Origin of the sequence: Promicromonospora sp. Populi (genome assembly GCF_041081105.1) — a bacterium.
Lineage (GTDB): Bacteria > Actinomycetota > Actinomycetes > Actinomycetales > Cellulomonadaceae > Promicromonospora.
In genome coordinates, this window is record NZ_CP163528.1 from 642,047 (window position 1) to 662,355 (window position 20,309).

The window sequence follows — 20,309 nt, forward strand, 5'->3', positions numbered from 1 at the left end:
GGTTATCAATTATTCCGGGGTGCACCCGGGCGAGGAGGCGGCATGTATCAAACCGGCAAGAGTCGCGGAAACATCCCCGTGAGCGTCCTGGCGACCACCGACCCAGTGCTGCGCGACTCCGCGCTGTTCGGCCTGCTCATGGACGGCCCCGGACTGGTCGCGGTGCGGCACGACATCTACGCCGAACACCTCCGGCGCGTCGTGCTGGACGCCACCGGCGTCGTCGAGGACGTGCTCGTCCCGCTGGAGCACGCCTGCCTGTCCTGCGCCGTCCGCGAGGACGCCGTACCCACCATCGCGCGCCTCGCCCGGGACGGCCGCTGGACCCACGTGCTGCTCGCCCTGCCCGTCAGCGCCGAACCCCTGCCCGCCGCCCGCGCCCTCGCAGCCGAGGCCGCGCCCGGGGGAGCGCTCGCGCACACCCGCATCGCGACGTCGCTCGCCGCCGTCGACCTCGACTCGCTCCAGCACGACCTGTTTGGCGACGACACCCTTGTCGAACGCGGCCTGGAGCTCAGCGCCGACGACGAGCGCTCGGTGGGGGAGGCGCTCGCGGCCCAGATCGAGCAGGCGGATCTGGTAGTAACGAGCGGGAAGGCGGAGGCGACGACGTCGGGCCTGCTGGACCGGCTCCGTGGTGCCGGGACGCGGCGGGTGGATGGGCTGCACGCGCTGTCGGCGGCCGACCTCGCCGCCTGGACGCACTCGCCAGCTCGCGCCGAGCACCGGGCTCATCCCCTCGGGGCGGTTGTTTTCACCGGCTCGGGCGGGGTGCTGGACGACCACAGCTGGACGCTCGAGCTACGGTCGTCGCTGCCGTTCCACCCCGAGCGGCTGCTGGACCGCATCGAGACCCTAGGGGCCGGTGGCGTGCGCGCCCGCGGTGTGTTCCACGTGGCCGACCGGCCGGGTCTCGCCTGCCTGTGGGACGGCGCGGGCGGGCAGCTGGCCGTCGGGGACCTGGGTCCGTGGCGGGAGGTGTGTGCCGGGACCGTGCCGCACACCCGCATCGTGGTGGTGGGGGTGTCCGACGCCGGTGCGGCCGGCGCCGTCGAGGCCAAGGGCCGCGGCGTGGGGATCCGTGACGACCGGCAGCGCCTGCGCGAGGCGTTCCACGAGGCGCTCTGCACTCCCGAGGAGGTGGCCCAAGGCGTCGAGTGGCTGTGGCGTGAGGACCACCTCGCGCCCTGGCTGGGCGCCCGCTCGGTCTGACGTACTCGGTGGGTCAGCGGGGGCAGAGGTAGGCCGCTGCCTGCGGCCGGATGCCGTCCGGGCGGGTCCAGCTTGCCGGGCCTGTGGCCACCCGGACCCAGCCGAGGCGTTCGTACAGGCGGATCGCGGGGCCGTCGTCGTCCAGGACGTCGAGAGCGAGCCGGCGTCCGCGCCGGGCGGGGGTGTCCTCGACACGCTCCAGGAGGGCGACGCCCACACCGGTTCCGCGCGCCTTCGGGGTGACGAACAGGCGGCTCACACCGGCGATGCCGGTCACCGGGACTTTTGCGGCGTCGGCTAGCTGTGCGGCGTGCTCGACCTTGCTCCCGACGACGAGCATCACGTGGCCCACGACCTCGCCGTCGGACAGGGCGATCCACGAGTCGAGGAGGCCCGTGGGGGTGAGCCAGGCGATCGGGTCGTCCGGCCAGACCATCGGGTAGCCGTCGGACTCGTGGACCAGCCGCAACGCGTCCGCCACCCGGTCGAGGTGGGCGGGGTGGCGCTGGGCGATCATGAGGTCTGGCACGGGGCTCAAGGTATCCCCAAATTGCCAGGCCGACGGTCGCCGGGTCTCGCGGAATGCCGGCCGATAATGTGCGAGCCCGGCCTGGTTATGTCTATTGCGCCGATAAAGAACGCGCGGCGAGTAAGTCCTGGTGACGCAGTGAGGCCCTTTCCCGATTTCCCGGGAAAGGGCCTCACTATTGCCTGTTCACCACCAGGCTATCCGCTGCAGGGACGCTGGTGGAAAGGCCTCGCCGACCGAGATCGGCCAGGCAGCTATCAGGCTCCGCCCAGGCCGCCGAGCGCGCCGAGGACGGTGCTGAGCAGGCCGGTCACCGTGTCCAGAATGGTGCCGATCAGGTCACCGATCGGAAGGGGGAGCGGCAGCTCGGGAATCGGGAGCTCCGGGATCGGCAGCTCCGGGATCGGCAGGTCAACCGGAAGGTCAACCGGAGGTGCGTCGACCATGAGGCTGGTCACCGGCGCGTCGATCGGGAGACCCGGGACCGGGAGACCCGGAAGCTCGGGCGTCGGGAGCGGCAGGCCCGGGACCTCAGGTGCCGGGAGACCCGGAACCGGGGGAACGGGGACCGGCAGGCCCGGAACCTCAGGTGCCGGGAGACCCGGAACCGGGGGGACAGGGACCGGCAGGCCCGGAACCTCGGGGGCCGGGAGACCCGGGACCTCGGGGACCGGCGGCACCTCAGGCGCCGGAACCTCGGGGACCGGGGGAACCGGAGCCGGCGGGACCTCGGGAGCCGGCGGCACCTCAGGCGCCGGAACCTCGGGGACCGGGGGAACCGGAGCCGGCGGGACCTCGGGTGCCGGGGGCAGCGGTGCCGGCGGCACCTCAGGAGCCGGCGGAACTTCAGGGGCGGGGACCTCGGGAGCCGGGGGCACCTCGGGTGCGGGGGGAACCGGAGCCGGCGGCACCGGGTCGACCGCGCCGATCACGTGGGCCGTGGCGACGTGGCCCCCAGCCAACGGCAGTGCGCTCGCGCCAGTGGTGGCTGCGCAGACCAGGCCAGCCGAAATTGCTACGGCTGCTCCTGTACGGCTAATGGCACGCAATCCTCGGATCATTGGATTCCCCTCGAATAGCTCTGTCGAAACTGTGGTGGAGAGCGCATGTGCGATTCACCACGACGAGCATCATGTGGGGTTTTCACCCTGTCAATCGGAACGTGACGAAGTCCATAGAGACCGGAATTAGACATTCCAGGATGGAATTCATGAGATAGAGCGCCAGGAATGGCCGCAACTCAGACATCACAGCCGTGATATTCAATCCCCGAGCCTGGTGCGGATGTCCGGATTCGATCAAGAAACGGTCGAGGTCTTATCGGCAAGAGGGTCGGTTGCGGGGTCGGCGGCGTGCTCCGCGGGCGTGAAATAAAGATGCCCGAGCCTGTCTCGGGGCTGATTAGGGTTGCTCTCATGCTGAACGATCCCGAGCTGCGGCTCCTCGACGCTGCGCTCGAAACCGTGTCTCGTCTGCCCGCCGACGGCACCTACCTGAACACCGTGGCGTCCGCGGTGATGGACGTCCACGGCGACATCTACACCGGCGCGAACGTCTTCCACTACACGGGCGGGCCGTGCGCCGAGCTCGTGGCCCTCGGGGTGGCGGCCGGCGCGGGTGCGGGGCCGATCGCGACGATCGTCGCGGTGGGGGACGAGAACCGCGGCGTCCTGCCGCCGTGCGGGCGGTGCCGTCAGGTGCTGCTCGACCAGCAGCCCGACTGCTTTGTCGTAGTGCCCGACGGCGGCGACTCGATCACGGTCCGGGCCACCGACCTGCTGCCCTACTCGTACCAGCACCCCGACGCGGACCCGCCGCGCCTGCTGCGGTTCTCCCCGGTGCACTGGGGAGCCGTGACCGACGGCGTCAAGACCGCCACCACCCGCTTCGACGATCCCACGGAGCCGGGACCGGTCACGCTCCTGTTCGAGTTCGACGACCGCTACCGGGCACTGCCCGGCGTGGTCGAGTCCGTGGAGCAGGTGCGGTTCGCCGACATCACCGACGCCCAGGCGGCCCTGGAAGACTGCACGGCCGACGAGCTGCGCACCGGGCTGCGGACGCACTACTACCCCGGGATCGTGGCCGACGACGTGGTGGACTTCGTGCGGTTCCGGGTTGCCGAGGCGGAGCGGTAGGACTGGTGCCCGCGGCCGGACGGCTGAGCGGCCGGGCGGGCTGCCGGGCTGCCGGATGGCCGGGCAGGCGGGTGGTCCGTCCTACGGGCGGCGGGCGGTCAGCCCCGAGGTCAGCCTTGCGGCCGGAGCGTCGCGAAGCCGCGTTCCAGCAGCTCGGCGACGGTGGTGTCGTCGTCGGCGTTCGCCCATGCGGTGAGTGCGACGTCGAAGCAGGCGATGGCCGACTGGACGATGATCTCGGCCCGCAGCTCGACGTCGTCCCCGCCGAGTCGCTCCGCGACCAGCGGAGTGAGCATGCGCGCCCACAGCAGGTGCTTCTCGAGGCCGCGTGCCCGCAGGGAGGCGCTGTCGCCGAGCACGCGCATGGCGAGTCTGCCGCGCTCCGCCCCGACGCCCTGGGTCGAGCGGGACATCAGAGCCTCGAAGGAGGCACGGAGCGAGTCCCAGACGGGCTCGTCCAGCGGCCGGTCCGCGAGCGCGTCGCGCACGCGCTTGCCTCCGTGCGCCGGGTCGCCGATGACGACGTCCTCCTTGGCCGGGAAGTAGCGGTGGAACGTGCGCGCGGACATGCCCGCGGCGGCGGCGATCTGCTCGACGGTCACCTGGTCGAACCCGCGCTCTATGAACAGGTCGAGCGCGATCTCGGTGATCCGCCCGCGCACGGCGTCGCGGCCGATCTCGCGCAGGCTCGGCCCGCTGCTGGTCCCGTTCGACATGTTTGCAGAGTAGAGCCTCGGGCGCGCGGGGTGGTTGCCCGACGGCGGTGGGCCGGGCACTGGGCAGATCGCCGTTCCAGTTGCCCTGGCGGAGATCAAGCGGAGCATTGACCTCTGTGCAAGTAGTCGCCCGTGACGAGTACATCCAGGGGCTGCCGCGTAAGCGGATGGCGGCAGGTGTGCTCCTCCGCGATGCCAGTAACAAGATCGTCCTGGTCGAGCCAACCTATAAGGACACTTGGGAAATACCGGGCGGAGTGATTGAAGCGGATGAATCCCCCTGGTTGGCTGCCGAGCGCGAGCTGCACGAGGAGCTCGGTCTGGTCCGGCGAGATATGCCCGTTCTCGTCGTTGACTACGTTCCTCTCGCGCCAGACGGAATGCCTGAAGGGCTGCTCTGGATCTTTGACGGGGGAGTGCTCAGCGACGCTGAGTGCAAGGAGCTTCGAGGCGCTGACGATGAAGTCAAGTCGGTGAAGCTTCTGTCGATCGACGAGGCCCAAGTGCTGACGAAAGAGTCGTTGGCGTTGAGATTGAGGGTTGCGATCAAGACTGCACTGGAGGCGCAAGCGGCGAACGCGATGCAACCGATCGTCTGCTGCGACAGAGGAGTGCCGAGGTCGCAGGCTTGGCCGCCATCCGGACTGGCGGCCTCTGAGCCCAGAGACCCTGTGGCAGTGCCCTGGGATGTACTGAGTGCCCCGGCTTCCGCTGGTGCGAGCGGCACAGGTCAAAGGTCGGCGAGGAACTGATCGAGGGGCGCTGTCTCCTCCCGGAGCTCGTGTGCCAGGTCGTGCCGGCCAACTCGTGCCTGCACGACCGCGTAACCGTCGAGCGTGGACCGGAAAGCGGTCACAAACTGGACCGACAGCGTCCCCGACTGATACTGGCGTCGATACAGGTCGAGTGCCTCGGCGAATTGCTCCTGGGCAAGTTCGTCGAGCCCGGTCTTGGCGAGCGAGGCCGCGGAGCTGCCGAGGCTCCAAGCGAGGTTCTGCTCGCGCCGGTTCGGACGCGTGCGCGCGAGGCCTCGGTAGATGGCGATCGCCTCGTCGTAGGCTCGGGCGGACTCCTCCATACGGCCGAGGTCTGCGTGTGCGATTCCGAGGTTGGTCAAGGAGCGGGCGAGTCCAGGCTCGAAGCGGACCGGGTTCCGGGCGGAGAGACGAAGCCAAATCCGATGGGCCTCGTCGTGCAGGGCCAAGCCTGCCTCGGCAGTGCCCAGCAGCCCGAATGAGGTCCCGAGATCTCCGAGCGCGAGTGCGAGATCTGGCTCGTAGCGTGTCGGGGTGTGCGTGTCCAGATGCCGCCAGTGCTCCAGCGCCTCGATGTAGTCAGAGTGCGCCTGTTCGGTATCCCCGAGGTCGGCGTGGCAGCGCCCGATGGAGCTGAGCGACCGTGCAAGCGAAGCTCTGTGGCTGTCGTGCTGCTCGGCGAGGCGCCGACGGGCAGCGAGTGCTTCCAGGTGGGTCGTAAGAGCTTCGCGTGGAAGACCAAGGTCTCGATAGGAGATTCCGAGGTTGTGCAGCGACTTTGCCAGGTCAGGGAGGAGGCGTATGGCGTCGATCCGTGCGTGCTGACGCCATGTGCCCGCCGCTTCACGACGAGCCTCGAGCGCGTTCCTGTCGCGGCCGAGCGCGGCGTACGAGTCGCCGAGGTTGTCCAGCGACCGAGCAAGGCTTGACCAGTATTGGCTGGGACGTCGCCTCGCGAGCTTCCTGTACAAGCGTGTGGCTTCTTCTCGTGCTCTCAGGGAAGCCTCGTAGCGGCCAAGGACGAATGTCCAGTTCCCGAGGACGTGCTGTGCGTGAGCAGTCCTGTCTGTGGTTGCGAGAAGCCGATCCCTGTTGACCGTACGAACGAGGAGCTCGGCGACATGGTGTCCGACGTCGTGGAGGGCGCTCGGCGGGTCCGGCCAGGGAAGCTGCTCGTGGACTGCGCTGACCGTGGTCCATCGAACGTCGATGCCGCGGACCAGGTCCAGGGCCAGCTGCGCGACGTCGTCGCCCCGCCGAGGATCGAGCTGATCCTTGTCCGGTCTTTTTCCGGACCGGCGGTCGTGACCGTGCGATCGGCTTTGGTGCGAAGGCTCGTCGTCCTGACTACGCGAAGGATCTGCGACAGCGCGCGTCAGGACGATCATTGCCCGTACAGCCTGGCGTTCGCTCAGTCCGCTCAGCAGGACCGCTCGCCGCTCAGCGCTCACCAAGGTGCGTGTCGTGTCGCTGACGTCAACAGCCGTCAGCATCGACACGACGAGGTGCTCGGCGAGGCGGTCCGGATGGAGGCTCCCGATCCAGCCGGGATCTCCGACGAGAGCCAGGTCGTCGGAGCTGTCCGGGAAGCCGGCGCTCGGCGGGTACTGCTCACGCAACCAGCGCGCGGCCGATCTGGGGTCGAGCTGGGTGCCCGGCGGGCACAGCTGAGAGACGCGGCCAACCAGCGATTCGGCTTCGGGCTGACTCTCTGCACCGAGCAAGGACGCGGCCGCCACAAGAATCCGGAGTGTCTGGCCGTCAGTCGGGATTCCGGCCTCCTGGGCCGACCTCGTCCAGCTCCGTACCTCGTGCCGGAGCAGCTCGTCGAACACCGCGTGGGTCGATACGCCTGCTTGGGCTCGTCGCGGGGCGGTTCTGTGGTCGGGCGCAGGTCCCTCGCCTCGAAGCACCTGGACCAGGGCGATGGACAGCAGGTCGAGCATCCGCGCGCCGGGCACGACGTCGGGCAGGGTCAGCTGCGTCGGGCTCCTGCTGAGGAACGTGGCGAAGTCCTGGACTGCGACGTCGACGATTCTCTGTTGCTCGGCGAGATGCCCGGCGTCGACGTCGTGCGGCACGACCCGGGCAGATAGCTCGATCGGGTCATACCTGCCGACGACGGCTCCGACGTCGGACTCCTGACACAGGTCCGACCACCACAGACCGCCTCGCCGGGCAAGGAGCAGGACGCGTACGGCGCCGGGATCGCTGTTCGCCTGTCGGAGGAGCTCGGCGACGCCGTCACTCCGGTTCTCCGCGTAGTCGACCACGAACAGTACGGGTGCCTCCCGGTGGCCACGACGCAGCACCTGCATGGCTTCCGCCTCGACGCCGGCACGCAGGTTGCGGCACTCCCAGCCGTGCTCCGTGCGCATTGCCGCCTGCAGCTCGTGCGCCAAGCGTGTCTTGCCGACACCGCCGGATCCGGTGATCAGCTGTACCCGCAGAGATCGTTTGCCCGGGTTGTAGCCGTCGATGCACCAGTCGACGAGTTGCTGGAGAACGTCGTCCCTGCCGACGAACCGGACTATCTGCTCGTCACCGTCTCGAACGGGAGAGAGCAACCGGCCCGGCGCGTCTTCATCCCCTGGTGGGCGCACGCCGAGCTGCTGCGAGGCGAGGCGGTCGTGTGCCTCACGCTCGGCTGCCTCCTGGTGCCGGTCATGCAGGGTGAACCAGCGCTCGAGGAGGGCAGCGCCAAGGACGCCTCCGACTACGGCGCCTGCGACCATGGTCTGCCGCACCCAGGTCGGCACGGACTCCGGGAGTATCACGGCCGCAATTCCGACGACGACGGCGAGTGTGGAAGCAGTGCTGTATACCCACAGCCGCCGCCCGCTCCTACCTCTGAACCTCCCTGACCCCGCCTCCGTCACAGTCACGAGAGTACGAGGAAGCGGACAATTCGGAAAGGAATGTCCTCACGAGGACGGTTTGGGTAGGCCACGTGTCAGGCGTTCTGGGCGTTGACCGAACCCTGGTGAGTCACGACGTGTGATCGGCGTCGGAGAGCCCCGCGCGGATCTTCGCGATGACGGTGTCCAGCACCGGGGTGGCGATGCCGTGGGTCGCGGCCCGGCGGCCGACTGCTCCGCCGATGGCGTCGAGCTCGCCTGGCAGGCCGGCTTCGATGTCGGCCTGCAGGGACGAACGCATCGGGGCGGGGAAGCCAGCCAGGATGCCGTGCAGGTCCTCGGCGGTGGTGGGTACGTCCTCGGCGGTGGCGGTCGCCGCGATCTCGGTCAGGAGGCCGGTGGTCAGGGCGGGGTCGCGGGTCAGCGCGTCTCCGATACCGGAGCCCCAGGCGGTGGTCAGCAGCGCGAGCGGGGCGAGGAAGCGCAGCTTCTTCCACAGCACCTCGGCGTCGGTTCCGCCGGTGAGGACCTCGATGGGGGTGTCGCGGAGTGCGGTCACCAGGCTGAGGTGCGCGGCGTCGTCGGGCACGACTGTGCGGAGCAGGGTGCCGCGGTGGCGGATGCGAGCCGGGCCGAAGTCGCCCGCGCCGGTGCGCAGGGTCTCGCCCGCGATGGTGGCGCCGATGACCCGGACGCCGGGGAGCGCGGCCCGGAGGGTGACGAGGTGGTCCAGGCCGTTGAGCAGGGAGATCACCGCGGTGGGGGCGGTGCCGGTGAGGAGCCTGGCGGCGTCGTGCACGCCCTCGGACTTGACCGCCACGATCACGCTGGCGCCGTGGGGCACCGCCGTCGTCGCGGCGAGTGGGGCGTGCCAGGTGCCGAACTCGTCGGTCTGGACGTCTAGGCCGTGATCCGTGATCTGCTGGGCGGTCTTCTCGCGGGCGACGACTACGACGTCGTGTCCTGCCTGCTGGAGCATCGCGGCGACCAGGCCGCCGATGGCGCCGCCTCCGAGGACGACGATGGGGGTTTCAGCCATGGCGTCATGTTAGGCGGCGGCCGAATGCCGAGGTGACAGTGGCGGCGCGGCCGGATGATCAGAGCCGGAGCCTGGTGTCGCATCGCTTGGCCAGAACAACTGGACCAGCATCGCATGGTGATTTCAAGTGACGAAACTGACCTAGACCGGGGATAAACCAGATGGAACCATTGCCGTGGGGTGTTTGGGTCTGGTCGAGGGGGCGCTATGTGTCGAGCGAGCAGTGATCCGAGGGGCGGGTATCGGTGCGCCAAGAAGACCGCCCCGATCAGATTCCTAGGGCACAGGGCGGGGTACGTACGCGCGCAAGACGTTCCTGCTGTCTTGGAGATGATGCAAACCGTTACGGGGAACACGCTGGTAGTGGGGGCCGCGGAGCGGATCGACCTCACTAAGGCGGAGGGCATCGAGCAGCTGCGGCAGTTGGCGGCCAGCGAGGTTGAATCGGCGTGTGTTGATGAGCTGGTTCGACTTGGTCGTAAGGAGGACCGGGCACTCGCCCGGGAGGTCGGTGCGCCGGATGAAAGGCACATCAAGTGCGAGATTGCTGCAATGGTCGGTGAGGTCTGTACCTTGCCCGGGAAGTTCGTTGGTGACCTCGCCACGGCAGTGGGTGACAGGGTCGCCGGGCAGACTGGCTCAGCGATTGCCGGGAAGATGGCCGCCAAGGCGGCGGAGCGTCTCATCACGAATGTTCTGTTGCCGGCATCTGGGCTTAGTCATGTCGAACAGGTCGGGCTTCTTGCTGATGTCGCTGCGGTCGCTCTCTGTCCGTCCCAGCAAGGTCGGGGAACTAAACATCACGGCTCCGTCGAGGAGTGCGCAGCTCGGCTTGCCACAAGGACGCTGAAGGAGGCCGTGGGGGCGGCGTAGTTCCGCGCAAATCATGTCGCCACCATGAGCGGGTGAATGCCATGGTGAGGCCTGTGACTGAGCCACGTGTGCGGCGCGCGATCGTTGACGATGCTGGGGCGATCGCCGTCGTGCACCACGCCGCGTGGGTGAAGACGTACTCCGACTTGCTGCCCGCTGACCACTGGGAGAGCGACACAGTCGCGCACCGTACGGAGCGCTGGCACGACCGATTGTCCGGGGACGCTTCTGGGCGCCCACTTGTCGCCGTCGTCGACGGGCAGGTGGTGGGGTTCGCGAAGTCTGGAGCCACACGCGGGAAGGACGGTATTCCGGCGGTTCGTGGCTACGAGCTGTGGTCGCTGTACGTGCTTCCCGAGCACCACGGGGCGGGTGTTGGTGCGCTGCTGATCGACGCGGCGCTTCCTGCGCAGCGGTCGGCCGAGCTATGGGTAGCTGAGGCCAATCCGCGGGCGCGTCGGTTCTACGAGAAGCACGGGTTCGTCGTGGATGGTGCTCGCTTCACCGACGATCTTGAGATTGTGGAGATCCGGATGGTTCGAGGTCGGTGACGGCGTGAGCGTAGGGCCGACGGGTGTGGTGAGTCAGGTGAGCAGCGTCTCGACGAGCGGGCCTGGGTTGAACGACCGCCACAGATAGAACATCACCGCGCCCACCGCGCAGCCGGCGAGCCAGAACCAGTCCGACGGCGTCGCTCCCTGGGCGTGGTGGTCCTGGCAGCGCTTCATCGGGCCCTTTCGCCCGCGGATGCAACGCGTGCCGTCCTTGTTCTTCGCGCCGCACGGGTAGGTCGCGGCGAAGCCAGCGGCAACCGGACCTACGACCAGGAGCAGGAACAACGCGAGCGGAGACATGGTCAGGATCCTCACCACAACGCCGTTCGCCCGCCAATCACCGACGGTGATTCACTCGTGCATCGAGGACTCCATACCTTCACCTCGCGGTCGCTCCGGACGAAGCTCCCCGTGGGGGCGGCTATTCGAAATGACCTCGCTGGACCTCACTGCGGCGATGGAGCAGTGTCCCGGTCGTAGCGAACCTTGCGGCTGCCATCAGTTCTCGGCGGTGACCCAATCGGTGACCTGGCTGATGACGTGTGCCTGCCAGGCCTGGGACTGCGGGTCGGCATAGGTCGGGTCGTTGTCGACGGCGAAGCCGTGCTGGGCGCCCTCGATCTTCTCCAGCCGCGACCAGTTGTTGAGCACGTCCATCGCGGCGACTGAGGTGTCGATCGGGACCAGCGTGTCGGCGGTGCCGTGCACGATCAACGTCGGTGCGACGATCTCGTCCAGGACGGTGTGGGGCTGGAGCCAGAACACCTCGTTGTAGATGGCGCGTCCGTGCCGAAAGGTGGGGGAGTGCTGGATGTATCCCTGCTCGGTCAACACCCTGGCCTTCTCAGGTGACAGGTGGCCGCCGGCCCAGTAGACGCGCGAGTCGATCGTGCGCTTCTTGTAGTTGAACTGGGGGCACAGGAGCACGAGGCGTTCGACGTCGGCAGGCCGCTTGGCTGCGAAGTAGGCGCAGATTCCGCCGCCGAAGCTCTGACCAACCAGGGATGTACGGGTGACGCCGGTCCGTGTGCGGAGCTCTTCGAGAGCGACCTGGATGTCGTTCAGCACGCCCGCCAGGGTCAGGTCTTCCTGCTTGCCGCCCGACTCTCCGTGCCCCCGGAGGTCGAATCGAAGTGCTGCCACGCCTGCATCTGCGAGGCCGGCGGCCATGCGGTCGAAGAACCCTGCTTCGTGCCGGGTGACGCCACCGCCGTGGACCTGCACGACACCGAGGTCTGTCGGTGTGTCCGGGATAGTCAGGTCACCGACCAGGTCCAAGCCGTCGAGTGAGCGGAACGTGATCGTGGACTCCGACGGCATGCATCCTCCAGGTCGGTGGGCAACCTGGCCATCGTGGCAGACCTGGGTGCTGGCGTCAGCGGAGATCAGGACTGGGCATCAGAATCGGGATGGTGAATCAAGTCGCGACAGGATTGAGCCTGTGGAGCGGTCGCGGCGCGCGAGGTGGAGAAGCCCCGGCACAATCGACCCCATGAACGATGACGCCACGATCGAGTCCGTACGCGACAGGCTCCGCGACTTCGCGGTTGCCCGGGATTGGGGCCAGTTCCACACACCCAAGAACCTCGCGATGGCGCTGGGCGGCGAGGTGGGCGAGCTCCTCGCCGAGATGCAGTGGCTGACGGACGAACAAGTCCACGAGAGGTTGGCCGATGCGGAGACACGCGGTGCGATCGAGGAGGAGTTCGCTGACGTCTTCCTCTACCTGGTCCAGCTCGCCGACGTCTGCGGGGTCGACCTAGTACAGGCGGGCCACGCGAAGATCACGAGGAACGTCGGACGGTTCCCGCCGTCGGACACCGGTTCCTGAAATCCCCGGAGGCAAGCTGCGTGAGTGGCGTTCGCCGCGTCCCCTGACCTAGGCCGATACCCTCGCCGCATGGTTGATGACGGGGCTCAGGAGCTTGTCCTCAGTGGGGTAGTGGGCGAAGGAGACCGGATGTCGCCCGACGCTCCGGTGCACAGCACGACCGGCTTTGAGATCGAGGATCGGCCCTACAACACGAGGACCGGCGCGCACCTTCGGGAGCGGGGCGGCAGATACACGAACTGGCCCGTCGTCTACGTGCTCAGCAGGCGGCGCGAGGTCTATGTGGGCGAGACGGTCAACGTCGCGAAGCGCATGGACCAGCACCGGCGGTTGAAGGGTGACCTGAAGCAGCTGCGGATCGTTCTGGCCGACACGTTCCACAAGTCTGTGTGTCTCGATCTCGAGTCGCGTCTCATCACGTATCTCGCGGGCGACGGGTGCACGGTGCGTAACCGCAACGGTGGGATCACCGATGCCGACTACTACCGACGCAGTGAGTATCAAGAGACGTTCAGTGAGATCTTCGACGCGCTGCGCGAGCGGGGAGTGCTCAAGCGGAGCATTCGTGAGATCGAGAACTCTGACCTGTTCAAGTACTCGCCGTTCAAGGCGCTTACGCCGAACCAGGCAAGTGTTGTCGAGAGCGTCGCGGAAGGGCTCCTGGATGACATCGAGGCAGGCCGCAGCACCACCTCGGTGATCCAGGGCGAGCCTGGCACCGGGAAGACCATCGTCGGGGTGTTTCTACTCAAACTCCTCAAGGATATTGCTGACGCTGAACCGGAGCCGGTCGACGGGGACGCGATGTTCTCGGACCTGTTCACAGAGGGATACCCGGACCTGGTGCGGGGCAAGCGTCTCGGACTCGTGGTGCCGCAGCAGTCGCTGCGCGAGACGATCAAGCGAGTCTTCAGGACGACCGCGGGGCTGAACCCCTCGATGGTGCTCAGCCCGTTCGCAGTTGGCAACGCAACGAAGAAGTTCGACCTGCTCGTCGTGGACGAGGCGCATCGGCTCGGGCAAAGGGCCAGCCAGGCGAATGGCGCTATGAACAAACAATTCGCTGCGATCAACAAGCGGTTGTTCGGTGAGGACGACCTGCGCTATACCCAGCTCGACTGGATCCGCGCCCAGAGCGGGCACCAGGTGCTCATGCTCGACACCGAGCAGAGCGTGATGCCGGCAGACCTTCCGCAAACCAAGCAGAAAGCTGTTGTCGAGGAGGCGCGGCGCGTGAGGCGCCTCTACACACTCACATCGCAGATGCGGGTCCAGGCCGGTGCCGATTACGTGCAGTACGTGCGTGACGTGCTGGCGGACGCCGCGGATGAGCCGGGCGGAGCACCTTTCTTCCCCTACGACCTGCGGATGTTTGATGACTTTAGCGAGATGGTCACGGCGGTCCGCAGGAAGGATCGCGAACATGGGCTGGCGCGGTTGGTCGCGGGGTACGCCTGGCCCTGGCTGAGCAGGGACAAACCGACGGATGATGCGCCCTACGACATCGAGATCGATGGTAAGCGGCTGCGCTGGAACCGAAAGGCCACCGACTGGGTGGATTCATCGACGTCGCTCGATGAGGTCGGATCGATCCACACGATTCAGGGGTACGACCTGAACTATGCGGGCGTAATCATCGGTCCGGACCTGCGCCTTGACGAGCGCGGGCGGATCGCCATGGACCGCACCAACTACTTCGACAGGAAGGGGCAGGCTAACAACCACATGCTGGGGATCGACTACACCGACGACGACCTGCTCCGCTTCGTGCGAAACGTCTATGGGGTGCTGCTTACCCGCGGAATGCTCGGTACTTATGTCTATGTCTGCGATCCGGCGCTGCGGGAGAAGCTGCGACCATATTTTTCGACAGGGCGACAGGGGTGACGCGAGGTAGGCCGGAGCCGTCATGGCCGACGAAGCGCAGCACGAACGGACGGATCACCGCAGCGCGACCACCCAGCATTGCCGACTAGCGTTGAGGCATGACGACACAAAGCTTCGCCACTACCGTCGCCGACTGGGCCGTGGGGCTCATGGAGACGCTCGGCGCACCCGGTGCAGGCGTTGCGATCGCCCTCGAGAACCTCTTCCCGCCCCTGCCGAGCGAGGTGATCCTGCCGCTGGCCGGCTTCACCGCCGCGCAGGGCTCCCTCGTGCTCTGGCAGGTGCTGGTCTGGACGACGGCGGGCTCCGTGGTTGGCGCCGTCCTCCTGTACGGGCTGGGCGCGTGGCTGGGCCGCGACCGCCTGCGCGCCATCGTGGACAAGATGCCGCTCGTGAACCTGGAGGACGTCGACAAGGCCGAGGCATGGTTCACCCGGTATGGCACCTGGGCCGTGCTCATCGGCCGGGTCATCCCGATCGTGCGCAGCCTGATCTCCATCCCCGCCGGCGTGGAACGTATGCCGATCTGGCGGTTCCTCGCGTTCACCACGCTCGGCTCCGGCGTCTGGAACACTCTGCTGGTCGGCGCCGGATACCTGCTGGGGGACCAGTGGCACATCGTCGAGGAATACGTCGGGGTGTTCCAGAACGTAGTGATCGTGGCGGTCGTGCTCCTGCTGGTCTGGTGGCTGGTGCGGATGATCCAGCGACGCAGCGCGGACACCCCGCGGCACGTGCGGAAGCGCTGATCAAGCGGTGCATGATGCTGCTGTGACTGACGACCGCACCGCCCATACCCTCCGCTCGATCGCGCCCTACCTCGCCGACTGGGCCTCGTTCCACGCCGCGTACAACGGCATCCCCGGCCTCCAGCTGGCCGTCGGCCGCCGCGGCGAGGTCCTCGTGGACCTCGCCTGGGGCAAGGCGAACCTGGAGACGGGGGAGGACCTCACCAGCGACCACCTGTTCCGCGTCGCCTCCCACTCCAAGACGTTCACCGGCGTGCTCGTGCTGCAGCTCGTCGAGCGCGGCGAGCTGCGCCTGGACGACGCCGTTGGCGACCTCGTGCCCGAGCTCGACGGCTCGCTCGCCGCCGGCATCACCGTCCGCGAGCTGCTGGGCCACCAGGGCGGGATCATCCGCGACTCCTCCGACGGCGACTTCTGGCAGTACCGCCGCCCCTTCCTCGACCGCGCCGAGGTACTGGAGTGCGTACGCACCGAGGGCATCGTGTTCGAGCCCAATCAGCACCTCAAGTACTCGAACATCGGGTACAGCCTGCTCGGCATCATCATCGAGCAGGTCACGGGCAAGTCGTACGACGACGTGGCGCGCACCGCCGTCGTCGAACCACTGGGGCTGACCCGGACCGGGACCGAGCTCGACCCCGCCCGCGCAGGCGAGTACGCCGCCGGGCATACCGGCCGGATCACGCACGACGACGAGCGCCAGGTCATCCCGCACGTCGACACCCGCGCCATGGCAGCCGCCACCGGCTGGTACTCCACCGCGCTGGAGATGGTCCGCTACGGCAGCGCGCACGTGTTCGGCGACACCACGCTGGTCACCGACGCCAGCAAGCGCATCATGCAGCGCGAGGAGTCCCGCGTGGAGGTGCGCGGCAAGGAGCTCGGCCGGTACGGCGTCGGCATCGAGGTCGGCAAGGTCGGGGACCGCGCAGTCGTCGGGCACTCCGGCGGATACCCTGGGCACATCACCCGCACCTGGATCGACCCGGTGGACGGGATAGTGGTCTCGGCCCTGACCAACTCCGTCGACGGCATCGCCAACCAGATCGCGACCGGCATCTTCCAGCTGATCGACCTGGCGCTCGCAGCCGCGAGCGAGGGTCCGGCGTCACCGGTCCCCGCAGACGCGCCCGTCGGGCGGTTCGCCAACCTGTGGGGCGTGGTCGACGTCGTGGACCTCGGCGGGATCCTGCACGTGATCAACCCGCGCTCGCCGCAGCCGGTCGAGGTCACGCAACGGCTGGTTGTGTCCGGCGGTCGGCTGGTGCAGGAGCCAGTCGCCGGGTTCGGCACGGTCGGCGAGCCCGTCCAGGTCGAGCGGGACGTCGACGGCGCGATCACCTCGCTCCGGATCGGCGGCCTGACCTCATGGCCGATCGAGCAGTACCGGGCCCAGACCGGCAGGTAGGTCTCTGGAAACCCGGACCGGTCAACAGGTCGCGAGGAACCGGACTGCCGGTAGGCCCTGGAGCAACTAGTACCGCCCGGGGTGGGTTACGGAGAGTGAACAATCCGTAACCCACCCCGGGCGGTACGTCCTCCCCGGCGGCGGCAGGCCCCAAACCCGCCGCCGCCGTCAAGCCCCAGCCCCGGCGCCCCGGCGCCAACTCAGCGCCAGGCCACCGTCACTCCACCCCGAGCGCCGCCACCGGCGACGTGCGGGCCGCGGCCCGCGCCGGCACGACCGACGCGAGGAATCCGGCGACGAGGGCGACGCCCAGGACCACCACGATGTCCGTCCACGGGACGGCGTAGTGCACGTCGCCCATGATGGCCAGGGCGGTCGCCGCCCCGGACCAGCCGAACACCAGGCCGAGCACGATGCCGAGCACCGCGCCGACGCCGGCGATCAGGATGCCCTCGACGGCGAGCATGCCGCGCAGCTGCGCCGTGCTCAGGCCGATGGCACGCAGGGTCGCGGACTCGCGGGTCCGCTCGATGACCGACAGAGACAGCGTGTTGGTCACGCCGACCAGGGCGATCACCACGGCGACGGCGAGCAGCCCCACCACGATGCCGAGGATGACGTCCACGACCTGCCGGAACTGCGCGGCCTGGGCGGCCGGACCCATGACGAACGCGTCGCCGTCGACCTGCGCGGCCGCGTCCTGGACGTCCGTGAGCACATCCATGGGTTCGCCACCCGAGATGTGCGCCCAGACGTCGGTGTAGGTCTGGGTCTCGATGTCGGCGTCGGAGAACAGCCGGCCGAGATCCCCGGTCGTGATGGTGCGGTTGAGCGTGCCTCCGGCCGTGATGACGACGGTCAGGTCGGTCGAGCCGGCCGGGCCGGTGGCGGTCAGGCTGTCGCCGTCGCCGACGGACAGCGAGTCGGCCGCCTCCTGGGACAGGAGGATCGAGCCGTCCGTGAGGCGAGCCGCCTCGTCGGGCACGTTCACCACGGCTGCCAGCTCCGCGGGATCGGCCGCCGTGACCCCCATACCCTCGAGGCCACCGAGGTCGACCGTCGCGTTGGTGACGAGCGTGGTGGCGGTGATCCCGGGGGTGTCGGCGACGGCGTCGAGCATGCCGTCGAGGTATTCGGGCGACGTCGAGACGCTCACGTCGTACGGGAACGACTCGTCGAGCATGTTCTCCGCGGATACCCGGGCGCTGGCGGCGCCCGTGGACATCATGGTGACCAGCGTGACGCCGATGAGCAGCGCCGTGGAGGTGGCCGCCGTGCGGCGCGGGTTGCGCAGCGTGTTGGCGACCGCGAGGCGAGACGCCGGACCGGTCCGGGACACGAGGGAGCCCAGGCCCGCCGCGACTCGCGGCAGCCAGAGCACCGCGCTCAGCACGACGCCGAAGAAGGCGAGCGCGCCACCACCGACGGCCGCGATGAGGCCGAACTGCGGGTTGCCGCCCATCCCGAGTGCGACGCCGAGGCCGAGCGCCCCGAAACCGCCCACCAGGCACAGGAGCGAGATCACGAGGCGGGCGCGGCCGGAACGGGCGCGCAGCGTCGGGGCGTCGGACGGCCGCAGCGCGGCCAGCGGCGCGACGCGGGTAGCCGAGCGGGCGGGGGCGAGTGCGGCCAGGACCGTCACACCCGTGCCGACGGCCAGCGGCAGCACGATCGACTGCCAGGTCAGGGCGATGGCCGCCGGGAGCGGCACGCCGAGGTCGAAGCTGGGCGCCACCATCAGCGCCACCTGGGCGAGCACCACACCAGTCAGGATGCCCGCTGCCGAGGCGATCACACCGAGGATCGCGGCCTCCAGCAGCACGCTGCGGTAGAGCTGGCTGGTCCCCGCCCCGATGCAGCGCAGGAGGGCGAGGGTGCGGGTCCGCTGGGCCACGAGCACCTGGAACGTGTTGGTGATGACCATGGCGGCGATCAGCAGCGCGATGGCGGCGAACGTCATGACGAACACGAAGAAGACGAGGTCCTGGCCGCCGGTCTGCGCCGCGGTCTGCTCCGTGGCCACCGCCTCGGTGGTCTGGACAGAGACCTGCGCACCGGCCGCGGTGGCGTCGCCGGCGGCCTCCTGGACAGCGGCGCTCAGGGCTGCCGGGACGGTGTCGCCGGTCGGCGCGGTGTCGAGGGTGATGAGCAGATCGCTGACCGTGTTCGGAAACGGCTCGTCCGCGTTCCAGGCGTCGAGCGTGGCGGTAGTGACCGCGGCGGCGCCGCCGAAGACCGAGTAGGCGCCGTAGGGGTCCGCGGCAAGGCCGGTGACGGTCAGCGTCTCGGTGACCTCCTCCGGCTCGCCGAGCTCTTCAGCCGGGTCCATCGCCTCGCTCTCGGCCCAGCCCTCGGGGTACAGGGTCCGCGTGAGCGTCGCCGTGTCGCCCAGGCCGACCCCGAGCCGCTCGGCGACCTCCGGCGTGAGCGCCACCTCGTCGGAGGCGGTGGGCCAGGCGCCGTCGGTCAGCTCGAGCGGCGAGAGCCGCGGGTCCTCCGGAGCCGGGACGAAGTTCTGGTAGCCGCCCTGGCCGCCGTTGCGCAGCTCGCCCGACCAGCTCACGGCGGGCTGGACGGTCTCGACGCCGTCGACGGCACTGATCGCGTCGATGTCGGCGGTGGAGAACGAGATCTGCGACTGTGCGCCGGTGGACACGACGACGTCGGCGTCCGCGTACTGCGCCGCCACCATGTCGTGGGTGGTGCCCTGGATGACGCCGCCGGCCAGCAGCGTCACGGTGACGAATGCCGTGCTGATCAGGATCGCGACGCCGGCCGCGGTGAGGCGGCCGGTGCTGCGGCGCATCTGCCCCAGGGTGAGGCGTGCGGTGGGGAAGGAGGTGGCCATCAGATACCGGTCCCGGTGGTGCCGGTGGCGGGGCTGGTGGCGATGGCGGGTTCGAGGGTGCGTAGGGCGTCCAGGCCGGCCATCGCGGACTCGGGAGTCGGGTCGGAGATGTCGCCCGCGATCCGCCCGTCCGCGATCAATACCACCCGGTCCGCGTACGCGGCCGCCGACGGGTCATGCGTGACCATGATGATCGTGCGCCCCAGCTCCCGGACCGAACGCCGCAAAAAGCTGAGGACTTCGGCGCCGGAACGCGAATCGAGGTTGCCGGTCGGCTCGTCCGCGAACACCACGTCCGGCTGCGCGATCAACGCCCGAGCGATCGCGACGCGCTGCTGCTGCCCACCCGAGAGCTCCCCGGGACGGTGGGTCAACCGGCCACCCAGCCCGAGGGTCTCCACCAGGGTGTCAAACCACGCCCGGTCCACCGTGCCGCCGGCCAGCTCGACCGGCAACGTGATGTTCTGCTCCGCGGTAAACATCGGCAACAGGTTGAACTGCTGGAACACGAACCCCACCCGGTCGCGACGCAACCGCGTCAGCGCCTTGTCCCCCAGACCGGTGATCTCCGTCTCCCCGAGAAACGCCTGCCCACCCGTGGCCGTGTCCAACCCGGCCAGCAGGTGCATCAGCGTCGACTTACCCGACCCCGACGGCCCCATGATCGCGGTAAACCGACCCTGCTCGAAGTCAACATCCACCCCGTCCAACGCCCGCACCACCGCCTCACCCCCGCCATACGTCTTCGCCAGACCCCGAGCACGAACGGCGCGGGTGGCGGGGCCGGACGCAGGGGCCGGCTGGTCGGCCGGGAAGTACACGGTGGTATCCACGAAAATCTCCTCGATCACGCTGCTGGGTGCGAACGCCGCGTCAGGTATCAACGCTGCAGGTCGAACCTACGGAGCCGAG

General features: G+C 68.7%; 18 protein-coding genes. 9 read left to right on the top strand and 9 right to left on the bottom strand.

The features are described 5' to 3' along the window. Positions 1-42 precede the first annotated feature (42 nt). Positions 43-1,212, top strand: coding sequence for a GTP-binding protein (locus AB1046_RS02855; RefSeq protein ID WP_369372290.1), 1,170 nt, complete (start codon positions 43-45; stop codon positions 1,210-1,212). A 13-nt stretch (positions 1,213-1,225) separates the two neighbouring features. Here AB1046_RS02855 and AB1046_RS02860 read toward each other — a convergent pair whose 3' ends face one another. Continuing rightward, the gene (locus AB1046_RS02860; RefSeq protein WP_369372291.1) at positions 1,226-1,741 is read right to left on the bottom strand and encodes a GNAT family N-acetyltransferase; all 516 of its coding nucleotides are present in this window, start codon (positions 1,739-1,741) and stop codon (positions 1,226-1,228) included. Between the two features lie 257 nt (positions 1,742-1,998). Further along, positions 1,999-2,703, bottom strand: coding sequence for a hypothetical protein (locus tag AB1046_RS02865; RefSeq protein WP_369372292.1), 705 nt, complete (start codon positions 2,701-2,703; stop codon positions 1,999-2,001). A gap of 453 nt (positions 2,704-3,156) precedes the next feature. Here AB1046_RS02865 and AB1046_RS02870 point away from each other — a divergent pair, with 453 nt between their 5' ends. Beyond that, entirely contained in the window at positions 3,157-3,879 is a 723-nt protein-coding gene (locus tag AB1046_RS02870; RefSeq protein WP_369372293.1) for an ASCH domain-containing protein, read from the top strand. Positions 3,880-3,989: 110 nt separating this feature from the next. On the opposite strand, the gene AB1046_RS02875 is transcribed toward AB1046_RS02870, so the two are convergent. Beyond that, positions 3,990-4,595 carry a TetR family transcriptional regulator gene (locus AB1046_RS02875; RefSeq protein WP_369372294.1) on the bottom strand — a complete coding sequence of 202 codons (606 nt, stop codon included), beginning with the start codon at positions 4,593-4,595 and terminating at the stop codon, positions 3,990-3,992. A 116-nt stretch (positions 4,596-4,711) separates the two neighbouring features. Between AB1046_RS02875 and AB1046_RS02880 the strand changes: the two genes are divergently transcribed. Then, the gene (locus AB1046_RS02880) at positions 4,712-5,347 is read left to right on the top strand and encodes an NUDIX domain-containing protein (RefSeq protein ID WP_369372295.1); all 636 of its coding nucleotides are present in this window, start codon (positions 4,712-4,714) and stop codon (positions 5,345-5,347) included. Here the strand turns inward: AB1046_RS02880 and AB1046_RS02885 are convergent. Both AB1046_RS02885 and AB1046_RS02890 read right to left on the bottom strand, forming a co-directional pair. Next, entirely contained in the window at positions 5,326-8,109 is a 2,784-nt protein-coding gene (locus tag AB1046_RS02885) for a tetratricopeptide repeat protein (protein ID WP_369372296.1), read from the bottom strand. The two genes, AB1046_RS02880 and AB1046_RS02885, sit on opposite strands and share 22 nt — an antisense overlap. Positions 8,110-8,338: 229 nt before the next feature. Next, on the bottom strand, positions 8,339-9,247 hold the full coding sequence (locus tag AB1046_RS02890) for a ketopantoate reductase family protein (RefSeq protein WP_369372297.1): 909 nt from the start codon (positions 9,245-9,247) through the stop codon (positions 8,339-8,341). Positions 9,248-9,577: 330 nt separating this feature from the next. Between AB1046_RS02890 and AB1046_RS02895 the strand changes: the two genes are divergently transcribed. Both AB1046_RS02895 and AB1046_RS02900 read left to right on the top strand, forming a co-directional pair. Continuing rightward, complete coding sequence (locus AB1046_RS02895) at positions 9,578-10,120, top strand: hypothetical protein (RefSeq protein WP_369372298.1); 543 nt, start codon at positions 9,578-9,580, stop codon at positions 10,118-10,120. 53 nt (positions 10,121-10,173) lie between these two features. Beyond that, on the top strand, positions 10,174-10,671 hold the full coding sequence (locus AB1046_RS02900; protein WP_369372299.1) for an N-acetyltransferase family protein: 498 nt from the start codon (positions 10,174-10,176) through the stop codon (positions 10,669-10,671). Between the two features lie 33 nt (positions 10,672-10,704). On the opposite strand, the gene AB1046_RS02905 is transcribed toward AB1046_RS02900, so the two are convergent. After that, a complete protein-coding gene (locus AB1046_RS02905) occupies positions 10,705-10,974 on the bottom strand; it encodes a hypothetical protein (RefSeq protein WP_369372300.1) in 270 nt (89 codons plus the stop codon). A gap of 198 nt (positions 10,975-11,172) precedes the next feature. Continuing rightward, complete coding sequence (locus AB1046_RS02910; RefSeq protein WP_369372301.1) at positions 11,173-11,994, bottom strand: alpha/beta hydrolase; 822 nt, start codon at positions 11,992-11,994, stop codon at positions 11,173-11,175. Positions 11,995-12,166: 172 nt separating this feature from the next. Between AB1046_RS02910 and AB1046_RS02915 the strand changes: the two genes are divergently transcribed. From AB1046_RS02915 to AB1046_RS02930, 4 genes are all read left to right on the top strand, one after another. Beyond that, a complete protein-coding gene (locus AB1046_RS02915) occupies positions 12,167-12,505 on the top strand; it encodes a nucleotide pyrophosphohydrolase (protein WP_369372302.1) in 339 nt (112 codons plus the stop codon). 69 nt (positions 12,506-12,574) lie between these two features. Continuing rightward, on the top strand, positions 12,575-14,392 hold the full coding sequence (locus AB1046_RS02920) for a DNA/RNA helicase domain-containing protein (RefSeq protein WP_369372303.1): 1,818 nt from the start codon (positions 12,575-12,577) through the stop codon (positions 14,390-14,392). 98 nt (positions 14,393-14,490) lie between these two features. Further along, complete coding sequence (locus AB1046_RS02925; protein ID WP_369372304.1) at positions 14,491-15,141, top strand: DedA family protein; 651 nt, start codon at positions 14,491-14,493, stop codon at positions 15,139-15,141. Between the two features lie 22 nt (positions 15,142-15,163). Next, on the top strand, positions 15,164-16,549 hold the full coding sequence (locus tag AB1046_RS02930; protein ID WP_369372305.1) for a serine hydrolase domain-containing protein: 1,386 nt from the start codon (positions 15,164-15,166) through the stop codon (positions 16,547-16,549). Between the two features lie 217 nt (positions 16,550-16,766). Here AB1046_RS02930 and AB1046_RS02935 read toward each other — a convergent pair whose 3' ends face one another. Together AB1046_RS02935 and AB1046_RS02940 are read right to left on the bottom strand one after the other, a co-directional pair. Further along, positions 16,767-19,397: an ABC transporter permease gene (locus tag AB1046_RS02935; RefSeq protein ID WP_369372306.1), complete on the bottom strand. Its 2,631-nt coding sequence runs from the start codon at positions 19,395-19,397 to the stop codon at positions 16,767-16,769. Next, entirely contained in the window at positions 19,397-20,230 is an 834-nt protein-coding gene (locus AB1046_RS02940; RefSeq protein WP_369372307.1) for an ABC transporter ATP-binding protein, read from the bottom strand. The genes AB1046_RS02935 and AB1046_RS02940 overlap by 1 nt, the downstream gene beginning before the upstream one ends. Positions 20,231-20,309 lie beyond the last annotated feature (79 nt).

What these genes read in the sequence shown, in the direction of transcription:
- AB1046_RS02895 (WP_369372298.1), top strand. Translation starts at nt 9,578, where the DNA reads ATGATGCAAACCGTTACGGGGAACACGCTGGTAGTGGGGGCCGCGGAG.
- AB1046_RS02915 (WP_369372302.1), top strand. Translation starts at nt 12,167, where the DNA reads ATGAACGATGACGCCACGATCGAGTCCGTACGCGACAGGCTCCGCGAC.
- AB1046_RS02890 (WP_369372297.1), bottom strand. Translation starts at nt 9,247, where the DNA reads ATGGCTGAAACCCCCATCGTCGTCCTCGGAGGCGGCGCCATCGGCGGC.
- AB1046_RS02875 (WP_369372294.1), bottom strand. Translation starts at nt 4,595, where the DNA reads ATGTCGAACGGGACCAGCAGCGGGCCGAGCCTGCGCGAGATCGGCCGC.
- AB1046_RS02910 (WP_369372301.1), bottom strand. Translation starts at nt 11,994, where the DNA reads ATGCCGTCGGAGTCCACGATCACGTTCCGCTCACTCGACGGCTTGGAC.
- AB1046_RS02935 (WP_369372306.1), bottom strand. Translation starts at nt 19,397, where the DNA reads ATGGCCACCTCCTTCCCCACCGCACGCCTCACCCTGGGGCAGATGCGC.
- AB1046_RS02905 (WP_369372300.1), bottom strand. Translation starts at nt 10,974, where the DNA reads ATGTCTCCGCTCGCGTTGTTCCTGCTCCTGGTCGTAGGTCCGGTTGCC.
- AB1046_RS02920 (WP_369372303.1), top strand. Translation starts at nt 12,575, where the DNA reads ATGGTTGATGACGGGGCTCAGGAGCTTGTCCTCAGTGGGGTAGTGGGC.
- AB1046_RS02855 (WP_369372290.1), top strand. Translation starts at nt 43, where the DNA reads ATGTATCAAACCGGCAAGAGTCGCGGAAACATCCCCGTGAGCGTCCTG.
- AB1046_RS02870 (WP_369372293.1), top strand. Translation starts at nt 3,157, where the DNA reads ATGCTGAACGATCCCGAGCTGCGGCTCCTCGACGCTGCGCTCGAAACC.
- AB1046_RS02925 (WP_369372304.1), top strand. Translation starts at nt 14,491, where the DNA reads ATGACGACACAAAGCTTCGCCACTACCGTCGCCGACTGGGCCGTGGGG.